Genomic DNA, 13,894 nt, shown 5'->3' on the forward strand with positions numbered 1-13,894 from the left:
GGGCCTAACGCTACTCGGAGGCAAAAGCTTTTTCTGCGAATGCGAGATCTTCACTTGTGAATTGTTATCTTCCAATTTCTCCGACAGTCGTTAAAAGGCGATCATCGTCTCGGTACCCAATGATGCGTACTCTTTCATCGTCAAGCTCACAGGCGAAAGTGAATGGTTGGCCGTGGAGTTCGACAAAGTGCTTAGTTATCAGACAGAAGAATCTCCCAAGAAGTTTGCGTTGATAGTCGAGTTCTTGCTGCCAGTCAACGTGCTCAATTGCAAGGGGATTTGCGTGAAGGATGCGACTGAGATGACCCCATTCCCTGACACTCTCTTCTTCGGATAGCGCGTCAGGGTGCCTTAACCACAACTGGCCCGTGCCGAAATCCTCCAAGGCGATGTAGCCTACAGGCCAGTAGCTAGCGTTATGTTTGCGTAAATGATTGCGAACGTCTTTCCATTTTTTAGGATCCCGCTTGGCCACCGAAGCGAGGAAGGATCGGTTCCCCACGAACGAGGCATAACCGACCTCTTCGATTGCCATTCTGATCTGTAGTGCGGAGTACATGACATCCCGTTCATCCTGGGCAGCATCGCAAAGCGTCTGTGCCTCCAGCAGCCGCCTGGCAACAGAGGTCATCAGCGTTTCATATCTATGGATATCTGAGGGAGGAACAGGAAACTCGCGGTGGAGATCCATCACGCTGCCTCCGACCAGCGCGGTGCGAAGCGTTCCATCTGTTCGACGACGAGCACGACGGCTTCGTTGCGTTTTTCCGGCGGGTACTTGTGCTTGCGCAGCAGGGTTCTGATGGAGCGCCGAAGCTTGGCGCGGACATCGTCGCGCACGGTCCAGTCCGTCTTGGCGTCGCGGCGAAGGGTAGCCACCAGGTCGCGGGCGATCTGCGCCAGAACGTCGTCTTCGAGCACTTCGTCGTCAGATCCGTTGGTGGCCATCACGTCGTAGAACGCGAGCTCGTCATTACTCAGCGGAGGGCTGAATTGTTCACCGCGATTGCTCTCCGCGACGATTTCCTTGGACAGCTCGATGAGTTCAGCGATCACTTCCGCCGAGGTGAGTTGCTGGTTGGTGTAGCGGTTCATCAGCTCGCGGATGCGCTCGGAGAACTGCTTCGCTCTTACCTCGTTGTTGCCGGTGGCGTTGCGGGATTCTTGGAGGAGGGCGCGCCGGAGGGCGTCGATAAGCAATGCTGTCTCGGATTCGTCCTTAGACTTGAGGTTCAGCGCATCGATGTTCAACTCCTGCAGGTTGGGCAGGTCCCGGCCTATTTCGCCGTAAACGTCGACGACCTCCGACGACACGGTGGAATCGACAACGAGTTGGCTCAGTAGAGTGAGGATCTCATCGCTCAGCGGCTCCCCGTTTGCACGGCGATCGGCGGCTTCCATCTTGATTAGCTGGTTGCGCACGTCTGAGTAGAAACGCACGTCAGACTGCGCAGTAGACGTCCTTGAGGTCTTTCGCCGCAAGCGTCGGAAGTTCAGCGGGAGTCTGGAATTTTGGTCGAGGAGCGCTAGGAGTATTCACGAACTTCACCTTAAAGACGGAGAAAGTGGGTCATCTCGACGCTAGCCGACTGCCCCCGCCTACCGCCCGTCTCCGCCGAACTCGCGTTTGAAGTTGCCGTCCCAGTCGTAGTCGGCAGCCGGGTCCGGAAGGACGCTGCCTTGGCCACCTTGCGTGCCGTAGTACTCCTGCTCCAGCGCGTCGGGTTGCCGGTCGCCGGAGCCTTGAACGCCCATCAGCACGAACACTGCGCCAGCGACGGCGGCGGCGATGCCGACGAAGACGGCGGTCGCGCCGGAGAGGAAGGCGAACGACAGCACAGCGACCACGATCAAGGCGCCACCGATGGCGTAGTAGCGGCCGGGGGAGCCGGCGGGGCCGGAGGAGCGGGGGAGGCCGTCGGCGTCGTAGTCGGAAGATTGCATAGGCCCGAGCCTACGGGAGCTGGCCCGTGATGCGGTGGAAAGGATGACACCCCGCGAGCCACACCGGGGGATTTGCCACCCAGCGATTACGCTTGGACTCCGACTGCCCACAACAGAAAGTGAGAGCTGTGGAGACAAGCAAGACCCTCGCCGTGGACACGCTCGCGCGCGTCCTCATGCCGAAGAAGGGCGAGCCGCACGACGTGCGCATGCTGTACCTCATCGAGCAGGAGCACAACAAACAGCGCCTGCGCTGGTCGGACCGCACGAGCTTCGAGATCCCGGCGGGTAACGAGGTTTCCTTCGAGACGTACTTCAACGCCTTCCCTGCGAGCTACTGGCGCCGCTGGTCGCAGCTAGATTCCGTGGTGTTAGCCATGGAGGTCGAGGGCCGCGCGACTATCTCCGTGTACCGCTCCAAGCACGACGGCACCCGCATCAGCGTCACTAACGTCGAGGCCAGCGGGTACACCGAAATCCCGCTTAAGCTGGGCAACTTCGAAGACGGCGGTTGGCTGTGGTTCGACGTCACAGCCGAGGACGACACCCGCATCACGGACGCCGCGTGGTGCTCCCCGCAGGAGCCAAAAGAGCAGGTGCTTGACGACGGCACCGTGGTCGAACCCCAGCCCAAACAGGTCGCGGTCGGCATCCCGACGTTCAACCGCCCGCGCGACGCGGTGAACGCGTTGCACGCGTTGGCGGAAGACCCGTACGTGGAAGCCTGCATCAGCAACGTGCTCATGCCCGACCAGGGCGACCAGCACCCGGCGGACGAGCCGGACTTCGCCGAAGCGGAGAAGAACCTGAACGGCAAGCTGGAGATTTTCCAGCAGGGCAACCTGGGCGGCTCCGGCGGCTACTCGCGCATCATGTACGAGGCGCTGAACCGCACCGACGCGCCGTTCATCCTGTACATGGACGACGACATCGCCATCGAGCCGGACTCCATCGTCCGCGCCGTGCAGGCCGCGCGCTACGCGGCACAGCCGATCCTGGTGGGCGGGCAGATGCTCAACCTGCAGGACCGCTCGCAGCTGCGCACCACCGGCGAGACCGTGGACCCGGAGATCTTCATGTTCTCCGCCGCCAAGCACGCGGTGTACGACCACGACTTTGCCAAGTACCCGCTCGGCTACGTCGGCACCGAGGAAGAGGACCTGGACCCGCGCAAGACCACCTCGCGCCCGTTGCACCGCCGCATCGACGTGGACTACAACGGCTGGTGGATGAACCTGTTCCCCCGCGTGGTGGCGGAGAAGATGGGCCTGCCGCTGCCGCTGTTTATCAAGTGGGACGACAACGAGTACGCCCTGCGTGCCAAAGAAGCAGACTTTCCGACGGTCACCTGGCCGGGCGTGGCCATCTGGCACATGGCGTGGGCCGACAAGGACGACGCGATTGACTGGCAGGCGTACTTCCACATGCGCAACCGCCTCATCGTGGCTTCGATCTACGGGCCCGAGCGGCCGGACGCGATGCTGAAGAACATGCAAAAGTCCACGTACAAGCACTACGTGTGCATGGAATACTCCACCATCGCGATCCAGAACGAGGCGATGCGCGACTTCCTCGCCGGGCCGGATCAGCTCTTCGACATTCTCGAATCCTCGCTGCCGCGGATTCAGGCGATCCGTAAGGAGTACTCCGACGCGCAGGTCCTGCCGTCGGCGACCGCGCTGCCCGCGCCCACCGGCGCGCCGGGCGTTCCCACAGGCAAGCTCGGCGGGCGGCTGGCCAAGGTGAAGAAGCTGCCGTGGGCGGCCAAAGCCCTGCTGCACCAGCGTAAGGACGAGGACCGCGCGCACTGGGACGCGCCGCAGCTCAACCTCACCGCCGACGAGGCGCGCTGGTACGCCCTGGCGCGAGTGGATTCCGCCACCGTGTCCACCGCGGGCGGCACCGGCGTGGCCTTCCGCAAGCGCGACAAGCAACTGGCCGACACGCTGGTGGCGGAGCAGAAGCAGCTGCGAGCCGAGATCAAGGAGCGCTGGCCGGAGCTGAAGCGTCAGTACCGCGACGCGCGCGGTGAGCTGAGCAGCCACGAGAACTGGGGAAGGATTTTCGATGCCCAGTAAGGAAACCGACCTGCTCGTCGCCATCCAGGACGCGCTGTACACCCCGGGAACCGCGAAGGCGGCCCGCGCGCTGAGCCACTTCGGCGAGCACGATTTGGGGTGGCTTGCGGTTGCGACGGCTGGCGCCATCGCAACGAGCGTTGGGGACGTCGATAGGCAAAAGCGTCGCAAGTGGCTCGCCCTCGGCGCCGGCACTTTCGCCGCGCACGCCGCGACCGTGGTGCTCAAGCGCATCGTGCGCCGCCCGCGGCCGAACGATCCGCGAGTGAAGATCGGGGTGAAAACGCCGTCGCAGCTATCGTTCCCGTCGTCGCACGCCGCGAACACGGGCGCGGCCGCAGCGCACCTGGCGGACATCACGGGCACAAAGTGGCCGTGGTTGCTCGTGCCGGTGATGATGCTGTCGCGTAACGTGCTCGGCGTGCATTACCCAACCGACACCCTCGCAGGCGCGGCCCTTGGGGTGGCGACGGCGAAGGCGGCTATCGAGGTAGAGAAGAGGATCTAGTGGCACACACCCGTGAACCCGTGGACGAGCCCCTGATCAAGTCGGAGCCGCACACCTCCGGTGTTGACCAGGTGATGAAGAAGACGCCTCCGAAGAACTTGCCGGACGCGATGATCAAGGGCCTGCGGCCCAAGCAGTGGGTGAAAAACGTCCTCGTGCTCGCCGCGCCCCTGGCGGCCGGTGCGGACTCGTTCAGCTCGCGCACCGCCGTGGATATCCTGCTCGCGTTCGTGGTGTTCTGCTTCGGCGCGTCCTCGATCTACCTGATCAACGACGCCCGCGATGTCGAGTCCGACCGACGCCACCCCACCAAGCGCTTCCGCCCGATCGCCTCCGGCATGCTGCCGATCAACCTGGCGTACGCCATGGCGGCGATCCTCATTGCGCTGGCGCTCGGCCTTTCACTCCTGGCTACCGACGGCGCTTCGCTGGCCTGGGTCATCGGCATCTACATCGCCCTGCAGCTGGGGTACTGCTTCGGATGGAAACACATCCCGGTGATCGACATCGCACTCGTGTCTTCCGGCTTCATGCTGCGCACGATGGCCGGCGGCGTGGCCGCGGGCATCGAGCTGTCCCAGTGGTTCCTGCTGGTGGCCGCGTTCGGGTCCCTGTTCATGGCGTCCGGCAAGCGCTACGCGGAGCTGCTGCTGGTCAAGGAAACCGGCGCGGAGATCCGCCGCGCGTTGCAGGGCTACACCGAGACGTACCTGCGCTTCGTGTGGACGCTCTCCGCCACCGCGGTGGTGATGTCGTACGCGCTGTGGGGCTTCCAGCTCTCCAACGCGGTCGAGGGCACCGCGGCGATCTGGTACCAGGTGTCCATGGTGCCCTTCGTCATCGCGATTTTGCGCTACGCCTCCGTGGTGGACGGTGGCCAGGGCGGCGCGCCGGACGAGATCGCGCTGGAAGACCGTGTCCTGCAGCTGCTCGCCCTCGCCTGGATCTTCTGCATCGTCATGGCCGTGTACGTGGTGCCGAACTTAGGTTGGTAGGCGGACACCCACTAACATCATCCCAATGACCAAACACGCCCGCCTGTCCGCGCTCGTCGCAGCCGCAATTGCGGGCGTGTTCGCATTCTGGGGCGGCTGGGCGCGCCGGTGGATGTCCGACGACGGGCTGATTGTCCTGCGCACCGTGCGCAACCTGCTCGCCGGTAACGGCCCCGTATTCAACGCCGGCGAGCGCGTGGAGGCGAACACCTCCACGCTGTGGCAGTACCTGATCACGGCGTTCGGCTGGCTCACCGGGGCCCGCCTAGAAGACGTGGCCATGTGGCTCGCGCTCATCTTCACCGTCGCCGCCGCGGCGGTCGCTACCTACGCTACCGGCAGGTTTTGGGGCAAGGTTGGTCCGGTCATCCCGCTAGGCATTGTTATCTACCTGGCACTGCCACCCGCCCGCGACTTCGCCACCTCCGGCCTGGAGTGGGGGCTGTCGCTGTTGTGGATCGCGGTGTGGTGGGCGGCGCTTGTGGCCTGGGCTTCGCCGCTGCGGCGCCGCGCGCCCCAGGCGGGGTATTTCCTTGCGTTCTGGTGCGGCCTGTCGTGGCTGGTGCGCCCCGAGTTGGCGCTGTACGGCGGCGTGACCGGCATTCTCCTGCTGGCGTACAGCCCGCGCAAGGCCGCCGGCATCCTCGCCGCGGCGCTGCCCGTGCCCGCGGCGTACCAGCTGTTCCGAATGGGCTACTACGGGCTGCTCACCCCGCACACCGCCGTTGCTAAGTCGGCGTCGGACTCCGAATGGGTGCGGGGGTTCGAGTACTTCTGGGATTTTGTGGGCTACTACTGGCTGTGGCTGCCCGTTATGGCTGCAGCCGCGTTGGTGGGGTGGATGCTGCGGGGGACCGGAGGACGTCGATTAGCAATTGTGCTGGTGGTGGCCGGATGCTCCCTCGTCCATGTCCTCTACGTGCTGCGCGTGGGCGGCGACTTCATGCACGGCCGCATGTGGCTGCTGCCCCTGTTCGCGCTGCTGCTGCCAGCAATGGCCGTGCCGTACACGCGCATCGGCGCAGCCATCGCTACCGCCGTGGTGGTGTGGGCGTGTGTCACCGTCGTGCGCGCGCACCCCATTGACTGGGAGGCGTACCAGACGGGGGAAAAAGAGCTCGGCATCGTGGACGAGCGCGAGTTCTGGACGCTCGCCGTCGGCCGCGAGCTGACGGACCCGCCACGCTACGCCGAAGACTTCTTGGGCTCGAAACTGATGCAGAACTGGCAGGAGGCGGTCAGTGACGGGGCGGAGGCCGACGCAGCCCAGCTCAACCTCGCGTACGTCTCCGCCGACCCGGAGATCTACCGGTGGTTCTACCGCGACCGCGAGGAACGGGAGACGGACCTGAGCGACCTGCCGATGACGGCCTACTTGATCAACCTGGGCATGACGAGCATGAATGCGCCCCTCAGCGTCCGCGTGCTGGACACCGTCGGCCTGGCCACCCCCATCGCGGCCCGGATGCCGCGCGACCCCGACGGGCGCGTCGGCCACGACAAACAGCTCGACCCCGCGTGGCAGGCGGCCGACACCGATACCTACCTCGACGGGCTCCCCCAATTCATCAGCACCCTGCGTGCCAAGCAGGCCCGCGCGGCGCTGCGCAGCCCCGAGATCTCGGAACTTTTGGCCACCTCCCGCGAACCCATGAGCTGGGATCGCTTCTGGGCCAACGTGCGCTACTCGCTTACCGACGGCCGCACGCTGCAGCTTTCCCCCGATCCGGGCGTCTACATCGACGCCGAGACCCGTCGCGCCATCCGCCGTGGGGAGGACCCGGGGCTTGAGGGTCCGCGCATCGCTTGGCCGGTGGAGGCGGGGAGCGGTAAATAGCGGGTCATGTTTCGAATTGGTAACGTGAACGTGTCTTTTACCTGAAAACACGTTTTGAGGGGATCTATGAACGCCAAGAACTCCGTGCGCCGCAAGCTCACCGCGCTGCTGATGGCCCTGCTGACCGGACTGGCGGCGGTGGTCGGTGCCCCGCAGGCATCTGCGGCGAACCGCGACTGGCTGCGCCCGGACTCAACCGGCCACTGCGAGTGGGACCGAGTGGGTTTTTGGGTGCAGCGCTGCACGGTGTGGTCGCCGGCGATGAACCGCCACATCACCGTCCAGATCCAGCCCGCCCAGCGCGGCGGTAACGCGGGCCTGTACATGCTCGACGGCCTGCGTGCGACTGAGATCACCAACGCGTGGGTCAACGACGTCAACGCGGCCCGCACCTTCAAGGACAACAACATCACCCTGGTCATGCCGGTCGGCGGCCAGTCCTCCTTCTACACCGACTGGAACGCCCCGGCCACCTACGACTTCAACCACCCGGTCACCTACAAGTGGGACACCTTCCTGACCAAGGAGCTGCCGCCGTACCTGCAGCAGCACTTCGGCGTCTCGCCCACGAACAACTCCATCCTGGGCCTTTCCATGGGCGGCACCGCCGCGATCAACCTCGCCGCGCTGCACCCGAACCAGTTCCGCCAGGTGCTGTCCTTCTCCGGCTACCTGACCACCACCATTCCGGGGGGCCAGACCGCGCTGCGCGCCGCGCTTCTCGACGGCGGGCTGTACAACATCAACGCCATGTGGGGTTCCTCGCTGAACCCGCGCCGTTTTGAAAACGATCCGTTCCTGAACATGGGCAACCTGCGCGGCAGGGACGTCTACGTCTCCGCAGGCTCCGGCGTGCCGGGCCCGGCCGACGCGAAGTACCTGCCGCAGCACCGCGCCGCCGGCATTGCGCTGGAGAGTGTGGCGAACGCGACCACCCGCGCGTGGTCCGCGAAGGCGACGGCGACCGGTGTGAAGCACACTGCGGTGTTCACTCCGACCGGCCTGCACAACTGGGACCAGTTTGGCAGCCAGCTCGAGGCCAACCGGGCCCGCATCCTGAATGTGATGAACGCCTGGTAGGGCTCGCGCTAGCCCTTTCATCCGGAACCGGCTACCTGCTGCACGATGTGGCGGGCGGCCGGTTTTCCGTTGTCTGGGGTGGGGAGCTTCCTGCCCCGTAACGCTGCGCGTGTCGCAGTCGATTAAACCCTCAAGTGAAACTTAAGCTTTAAGCCGATACTCTTGTGACACAAGTAGCCAGACGAGGTAGGAGACTCATGCGAGACAACCGAACCACCCCCACGCGGCTTGCCGCCGCAGTGCTGCCCGCCGCTGTTGCGCTGACGCTGGCGCCCGTCGTTGCGCCCGCTACCAGCGCCCAGTCGAGCCTGCCGGGTGACCTGTCCTCGCAGCTGTCTTCAAACCGCGGCATCTCCGACGGCCTGCGCCCGCACGACCCGCCGAAGCGCACCCCGATCGAGGTGGAGACGAACCCGCAGGTCCCGGGCCTGCCCGAGGGCGTGAAGGTGGACCGCATCGAGTGGATCACCAACCGCCGCGTGGCCGTGTTCATCAACTCCCCGTCCATGCCGCAGCACCCGATCCAGGTGCAGATCCTCCTGGCGCGCGACTGGCACTCCAACCCGACAGCGAAGTTCCCCGAAGTGTGGGCGCTCGACGGCCTGCGCGCGCGCGACGACGAGAACGGCTGGACCATCGAGACCAACATCGAGCAGTTCTACGCCGACAAGAACGTCAACGTGATCCTGCCGGTCGGCGGTGAATCCTCCTTCTACTCCGACTGGCAGCGCGAGAACAACGGCAAGCACTACAAGTGGGAGACGTTCCTGACCAAGGAGCTCATCCCGGTGCTGACCAACGAGTTCCGCTCCAACGGCTCCCGCGCAGTAGTGGGCCTGTCCATGGGCGGTACCGCCGCGGTCAACCTGGCGGAACGCAACCCGCACCTGTTCAAGTTCGTCGGCTCCTTCTCCGGCTACCTGGACACCACCACCACCGGTATGCCCACTGCCATCAAGGCCGCGCAGCTGGATGCGGGCGGGTACAACTCGGAGGCTATGTGGGGCCCGCTGGGCTCGCAGGACTGGATCGACCACGACCCGAAGCTGGGCATTGAGAACCTCAAAGACATGGCGGTCTACGTCTCCGCGGGCTCTGGCCGCGACGACTTCGGCAACGCCGAATCCGTGGCGAAGGGGCAGGCGAACCCCGCGGGTGTTGGCCTGGAGGTCATCTCGCGGTTGTCCACCCAGACCTTCGTGGACTACGCCTCCCGCACGTCTGTGAAACCGATCGTGCGCTTCCGCCCGTCCGGTGTGCACTCCTGGGAGTACTGGCAGTTCGAGATGGCCCAGGCTTGGCCGTACATCGCGAACGCTCTGAACGTGCCGGAAGCCGACCGCGGCTCGAAGTGCACCCCGATCGGAGCTATCGCGGAAGAGACGAAGGCCGGCATCATCGGCTCGTGCGTCAACGACGAGTACGACGCGGGCAAGGACACCAAGGGCAAGGCGCAGGACTTCCGCGGCGGCACCGCCTACTGGTCCCCGGAGACCGGCGCGCACGCGCTGTTCGGCGCGATCCTGGCCAAGTACAACGCGCTCGGTGGCCCGGCTGGCTGGCTCGGCTTCCCGGTCACGGGCGAGACCGCGGCGCCGGACGGCGTCGGCCGCTTCGTGCACTTCCAGCACGGCTCCGTGTACTGGACCCCGCAGACCGGCGCGTACGCCATCCCGGGCGACATGTTCGAGGCATGGGGCAAAAACGGCTACGAGCGCGGCGACCTGAAGTACCCGGTAGCTGAGGCCAACCAGGTGGGCAAGGGCTACGTGCAGAAGTTCCAGGGTGGCTACCTCACCCGCAACCCGGACGGCAGCCACTTCGTGGTCCACGGCGCGATCGGCGAGAAGTACGGCGAGCTCGGCACCGCCACCTCGGAGCTGGGGTACCCGACCGGCAACGAGATCGCGGTGCGGGGCGGCTTCTTCCAGCCGTTCGAGCACGGCAACATCTACTGGTCCGCGGCTACCGGCGCGCACACCATCCTCACCGGCGACATCTTCGACGAGTGGGGCAAGCGCGGCTACGAGCAGGGCGAGCTGGGCTGGCCGGTCAAGGACATGGCTAAGATCCCGGCGGGCGGGCTGACCATCGAGTTCCAGCGCGGCACGATCGAGCAGGTCAACGGCCACGTCAACGTGAGGAAGAAGTAGTGCGCAAGGTTGCATTGTGCCTGGCGACGGCCGCCAGCGCCGCCGCCCTCACCGCCTGCGGGGGCGCCACCGTCGATTCCGACGAGGTGACGGAGACCCCCACGGTGACGTCTGAGGTCACGGAGACTGAGTCTTCGTCGTCTTCGTCGGCTACGCCGTCTTCCGCTACGACGACGGCGCGGGAGCGGAGCTCGTCGATAGGCAATGGCCCCGAAGACGAGCCCGCGCGCGAGGTAACGGACGTGCCGCAACAGGCGAGCGCCTTTTCGCCGCAGGAGGAGGCGTACCTGGCGCAGCTCAGGGAAAGCGGAGTCAACGTCGACGGGATTGAAGACCAGCTCACAGCCACCGGGGCTACGGTGTGTGCGGACAACCTGATCACCCGCGACGCGGTGGCAGGTCAGCTTGTGGAGCAGCGCCGCACCGACATGGACGCGGCGGGCGTGGCGGCGCTGATTAGCGACACCGCGCGCGCCAACCTCTGCTCCTAACACAGAAGGGAGCCGTGGCTCATGCGCACCTCGCGCAACGTATTTGTCGTCGCCGCCGTGATTGTGGTGCTGTCGCTGATCGGGCTCGGCATCTACCAATGGCGCACCAGCTCCGAGAGTGGTTCGCCCGTGGCGGATGGGCCGCTGGAGACCTCCACCGAGGCGGAGCCGACAACCCCCGCCGAGCCTGCGTGGTGCCCCGCGGTGGAGGTTGTTTCCGTGCCAGGGACCTGGGAGTCCGCCGCGGACGACGACCCGTTCAACCCGCAGGCCAACCCGGCGAGCTTCATGCTCTCCATCACCCAGCCGCTGCAGCAGATGTACGACATCAACCGCGTGCGCGTGTTCACGGTCCCGTACACCGCGCAGTTCCGCAACATTCAAACGCAGCGCGGGCGAGCGGAGATGACGTACGACGACTCGCGCGCCGAAGGCACCGCCAAACTGGCGGGAGAGCTGCGGTTTGTGGCGCAGACTTGCCCGTCGACGAAGTTCGTCATCGCCGGGTTCTCCCAGGGCGCGGTGATCGTGGGCGACGTGGCCTCCCAGATCGGCAACAGCGCCGGTCCCATCGACCCGGAGCGGCTGCTCGGCGCGGTGATGATCGCTGACGGCCGGCGCGAAAATGGCGTGGGCGTCAACCCGGGTGCGGAGGTCACCGGCGTGGGCGCGGAGATCGCCATGCTGCCGCTGCAGCGGGTGGTCAACGCCGCCACGCCCGGCGCGACCATGACCGGCCCGCGTCCCGGCGGGTTCGGCCTGGTGGAGGACCGCGCGTTTGAGATCTGCGCGCCGGACGACACCGTGTGCGACGCGCCCCAGGGCGTGGGCAACGCCATCGAACGTGCGCAGGCGCTGATCGCCGCGAACGGCAACCACGCCATGTACGCAACCAACCCGGCTGTGATTCCGGGAACCACGGTGCCGGAGTGGACTGTAGGTTGGATCCGAAACGTAGTAGACAGCTAAGGAGTTCAGGCATGGATCTGCAACAGCTCATCGCGCAGTTCTTCGACGGCGACGGCCAGATCGCGCTGCCGGAGCACTTCACCCTCCCGCGCCTGAGCGAGACGATCTACCAGGCCCACCTGGCCGCCGGGGGCGGGGACGCCGTGAACATCCGCGACTGGGATTTCACCTCCGACCCCGGCGGCGAGGCCCGCACCTTCACCCGCACACAGGTCAACACCCGCATCAAGGCCGTCGCGGCGCGGCTCGCGCAGATCGGCCAGCCGGGGGATCGCGTGGCCATCATGGCGCCGAACTCCGCGGAGTACCTCATCGCGTTCATGGGCGCGCTCTACGCAGGGCTCGTACCCGTGCCGCTGTACGACCCGAACGAGCCGGGCCACGAGGCGCACCTGCGCGCCGTGCTCGGGGACGCGAACGCGCGCATCGTGGTGACCAACTCCACCGGTGCCCCGGCCGTGCGCGCCTTCTTCGCGGACTTGCCGGCCAGGGAGCGCCCCCGCATCCTGGCCGTGGACTCTCTGCCGGACACGCTCGCCGACTCCTGGGAGCCCATCGCCCCGGTCGAGGGCGAGGACACCGCCGGCGCCATCTGCTTTTTGCAGTACACCTCCGGCTCCACCCGCAACCCGGCCGGTGTGATGATCACCAACGAGGCCCTGGTCACCGACGTGCTGCAGATCAACGAGGCGCTGCGCTTCGAGGCGCCTCTGCGCATCCCCACCTGGCTGCCGCAGCACCACGACATGGGCGTTATTGTCGCCATCCTGGGTGTCGTGCTGGGCCAAGTGCTGGAGATCATGAGCCCGCGCGACTTCCTGCAGAACCCGAAGCGTTGGGTGGACATGCTCTCAAAGCGCGACGACGACCCTTCGGACGTCCACATCTACACCTGCATCCCGAACTTCGCACTCGACCTGGCCGCCCGCTACGCCGCGCCGGAAGACCCGCAGCAGTACGACTTCTCCGCGGTGGACTGCATCATCATCGGCTCCGAGTCCGTGACCAAGCCGGGGGTGGAAGCCTTCGTCGGCGCGTTCGGCGAGTCGGGGCTGGACCGCACCGTGCTGCGCCCCTCCTACGGCTTGGCGGAGACCACCCTGCTGGTGGCCACGGACCGCACTGAGGAGCGCCCGAAGTTCATCGAGTTCGACCGCGCCGCACTCGCCGAGGGCAAGGCGGTGCCCGCCGAGGGCGGGGTGCCGATGGCGTCCAACGGGCAGCCGGTGAAGTGGATGCACTTCGCCATCGTGGACACCGAGACGAGCAACGAGCTGCCGGACGGCGACATCGGCGAGATCTGGGTCAACGGCAACAACGTCGCCGCCGGCTACCTCGACCGCCCCGAGGAGACCGAGGCGACCTTCCGCAACACCATCGGCACCACCCTCCAGGAAGGCCTGCCCAAAGACAACTGGTGCGCCACCGGCGATCTGGGCACGGTGCTCGACGGGCACCTCTACATCACCGGACGCGTCAAGGACCTGGTAGTGGTTGCCGGGCGCAACCACTACCCGCAGGACATCGAGGCCACCGCGATGGAGGCCACTGACCACGTGCGCCAGGACTCCGTGGCCGCGTTTGCGGTGGCGGGCGACGACGTGGAGCGCCTGATCATCCTCGCGGAGCGCGCCGACGGCGCCACCGAGGACGGCGACGCGGCCGCCGAGGACGCCATCCGCTCGGCCGTGACCACTCACCACGGCATTTCCCCCGAGGTCGTGGAGTTCCGCGCACCGGGTGGCATCGCGCGCTCCACCGCCGGCAAGATCGCCCGCCGCGTCAACGCGAAGCAGTTCACCGAACGCGAACACGCTGCAGCGGAGTAACGGAACCGCC

General features: G+C 66.0%; 12 protein-coding genes. 9 read left to right on the plus strand and 3 right to left on the minus strand.

Annotated elements, in window-relative coordinates; all coding sequences use genetic code 11:
- Nucleotides 1-64: 64 nt before the first annotated feature.
- The 3 genes from HMA55_RS07740 to HMA55_RS07750 all read right to left on the minus strand — a co-directional run bounded on the left by HMA55_RS07740 (nt 65) and on the right by HMA55_RS07750 (nt 1,944).
- A complete protein-coding gene (locus HMA55_RS07740; RefSeq protein ID WP_181192479.1) occupies nt 65-691 on the minus strand; it encodes a hypothetical protein in 627 nt (208 codons plus the stop codon).
- Nucleotides 691-1,536 (minus strand): DUF3387 domain-containing protein, encoded by an 846-nt coding sequence (locus HMA55_RS07745; protein WP_257802517.1) that lies wholly within the window; start codon nt 1,534-1,536, stop codon nt 691-693. The genes HMA55_RS07740 and HMA55_RS07745 overlap by 1 nt, the downstream gene beginning before the upstream one ends.
- Before the next feature lie 63 nt (nt 1,537-1,599).
- The gene (locus HMA55_RS07750) at nt 1,600-1,944 is read right to left on the minus strand and encodes a hypothetical protein (RefSeq protein WP_181192480.1); all 345 of its coding nucleotides are present in this window, start codon (nt 1,942-1,944) and stop codon (nt 1,600-1,602) included.
- A 128-nt stretch (nt 1,945-2,072) separates the two neighbouring features.
- Here HMA55_RS07750 and HMA55_RS07755 point away from each other — a divergent pair, with 128 nt between their 5' ends.
- From HMA55_RS07755 to HMA55_RS07795, 9 genes are all read left to right on the plus strand, one after another.
- Entirely contained in the window at nt 2,073-4,022 is a 1,950-nt protein-coding gene (locus tag HMA55_RS07755; RefSeq protein WP_257802499.1) for a glycosyltransferase, read from the plus strand.
- On the plus strand, nt 4,012-4,530 hold the full coding sequence (locus HMA55_RS07760) for a phosphatase PAP2 family protein (RefSeq protein ID WP_181192481.1): 519 nt from the start codon (nt 4,012-4,014) through the stop codon (nt 4,528-4,530). Before HMA55_RS07755 ends, HMA55_RS07760 begins: the two co-directional genes overlap by 11 nt.
- Nucleotides 4,530-5,525, plus strand: a complete 996-nt coding sequence (locus tag HMA55_RS07765; protein ID WP_181192482.1) for a decaprenyl-phosphate phosphoribosyltransferase — start codon at nt 4,530-4,532, stop codon at nt 5,523-5,525. The genes HMA55_RS07760 and HMA55_RS07765 overlap by 1 nt, the downstream gene beginning before the upstream one ends.
- Nucleotides 5,526-5,550: 25 nt before the next feature.
- On the plus strand, nt 5,551-7,362 hold the full coding sequence (locus HMA55_RS07770; protein ID WP_181192483.1) for a hypothetical protein: 1,812 nt from the start codon (nt 5,551-5,553) through the stop codon (nt 7,360-7,362).
- A gap of 66 nt (nt 7,363-7,428) precedes the next feature.
- On the plus strand, nt 7,429-8,442 hold the full coding sequence (locus HMA55_RS07775; RefSeq protein WP_181192484.1) for an alpha/beta hydrolase: 1,014 nt from the start codon (nt 7,429-7,431) through the stop codon (nt 8,440-8,442).
- Between the two features lie 197 nt (nt 8,443-8,639).
- Nucleotides 8,640-10,595 carry an alpha/beta hydrolase-fold protein gene (locus HMA55_RS07780; protein WP_181192485.1) on the plus strand — a complete coding sequence of 652 codons (1,956 nt, stop codon included), beginning with the start codon at nt 8,640-8,642 and terminating at the stop codon, nt 10,593-10,595.
- Nucleotides 10,595-11,086, plus strand: coding sequence for a DUF732 domain-containing protein (locus HMA55_RS07785; RefSeq protein ID WP_181192486.1), 492 nt, complete (start codon nt 10,595-10,597; stop codon nt 11,084-11,086). The genes HMA55_RS07780 and HMA55_RS07785 overlap by 1 nt, the downstream gene beginning before the upstream one ends.
- Before the next feature lie 21 nt (nt 11,087-11,107).
- The gene (locus HMA55_RS07790) at nt 11,108-12,055 is read left to right on the plus strand and encodes a cutinase family protein (RefSeq protein WP_181192487.1); all 948 of its coding nucleotides are present in this window, start codon (nt 11,108-11,110) and stop codon (nt 12,053-12,055) included.
- Between the two features lie 11 nt (nt 12,056-12,066).
- Nucleotides 12,067-13,884: a FadD32-like long-chain-fatty-acid--AMP ligase gene (locus HMA55_RS07795; protein ID WP_181192488.1), complete on the plus strand. Its 1,818-nt coding sequence runs from the start codon at nt 12,067-12,069 to the stop codon at nt 13,882-13,884.
- Nucleotides 13,885-13,894 lie beyond the last annotated feature (10 nt).

Source organism: Corynebacterium wankanglinii, assembly GCF_013601005.1.
Lineage (GTDB): Bacteria > Actinomycetota > Actinomycetes > Mycobacteriales > Mycobacteriaceae > Corynebacterium > Corynebacterium wankanglinii.

Excerpts from the sequence above, each read along its gene's own strand:
- HMA55_RS07740 (WP_181192479.1), bottom strand. The coding sequence starts at position 691 with ATGGATCTCCACCGCGAGTTTCCTGTTCCTCCCTCAGATATCCATAGA.
- HMA55_RS07750 (WP_181192480.1), bottom strand. The coding sequence starts at position 1,944 with ATGCAATCTTCCGACTACGACGCCGACGGCCTCCCCCGCTCCTCCGGC.
- HMA55_RS07760 (WP_181192481.1), top strand. The coding sequence starts at position 4,012 with ATGCCCAGTAAGGAAACCGACCTGCTCGTCGCCATCCAGGACGCGCTG.
- HMA55_RS07770 (WP_181192483.1), top strand. The coding sequence starts at position 5,551 with ATGACCAAACACGCCCGCCTGTCCGCGCTCGTCGCAGCCGCAATTGCG.
- HMA55_RS07775 (WP_181192484.1), top strand. The coding sequence starts at position 7,429 with ATGAACGCCAAGAACTCCGTGCGCCGCAAGCTCACCGCGCTGCTGATG.
- HMA55_RS07780 (WP_181192485.1), top strand. The coding sequence starts at position 8,640 with ATGCGAGACAACCGAACCACCCCCACGCGGCTTGCCGCCGCAGTGCTG.
- HMA55_RS07790 (WP_181192487.1), top strand. The coding sequence starts at position 11,108 with ATGCGCACCTCGCGCAACGTATTTGTCGTCGCCGCCGTGATTGTGGTG.
- HMA55_RS07795 (WP_181192488.1), top strand. The coding sequence starts at position 12,067 with ATGGATCTGCAACAGCTCATCGCGCAGTTCTTCGACGGCGACGGCCAG.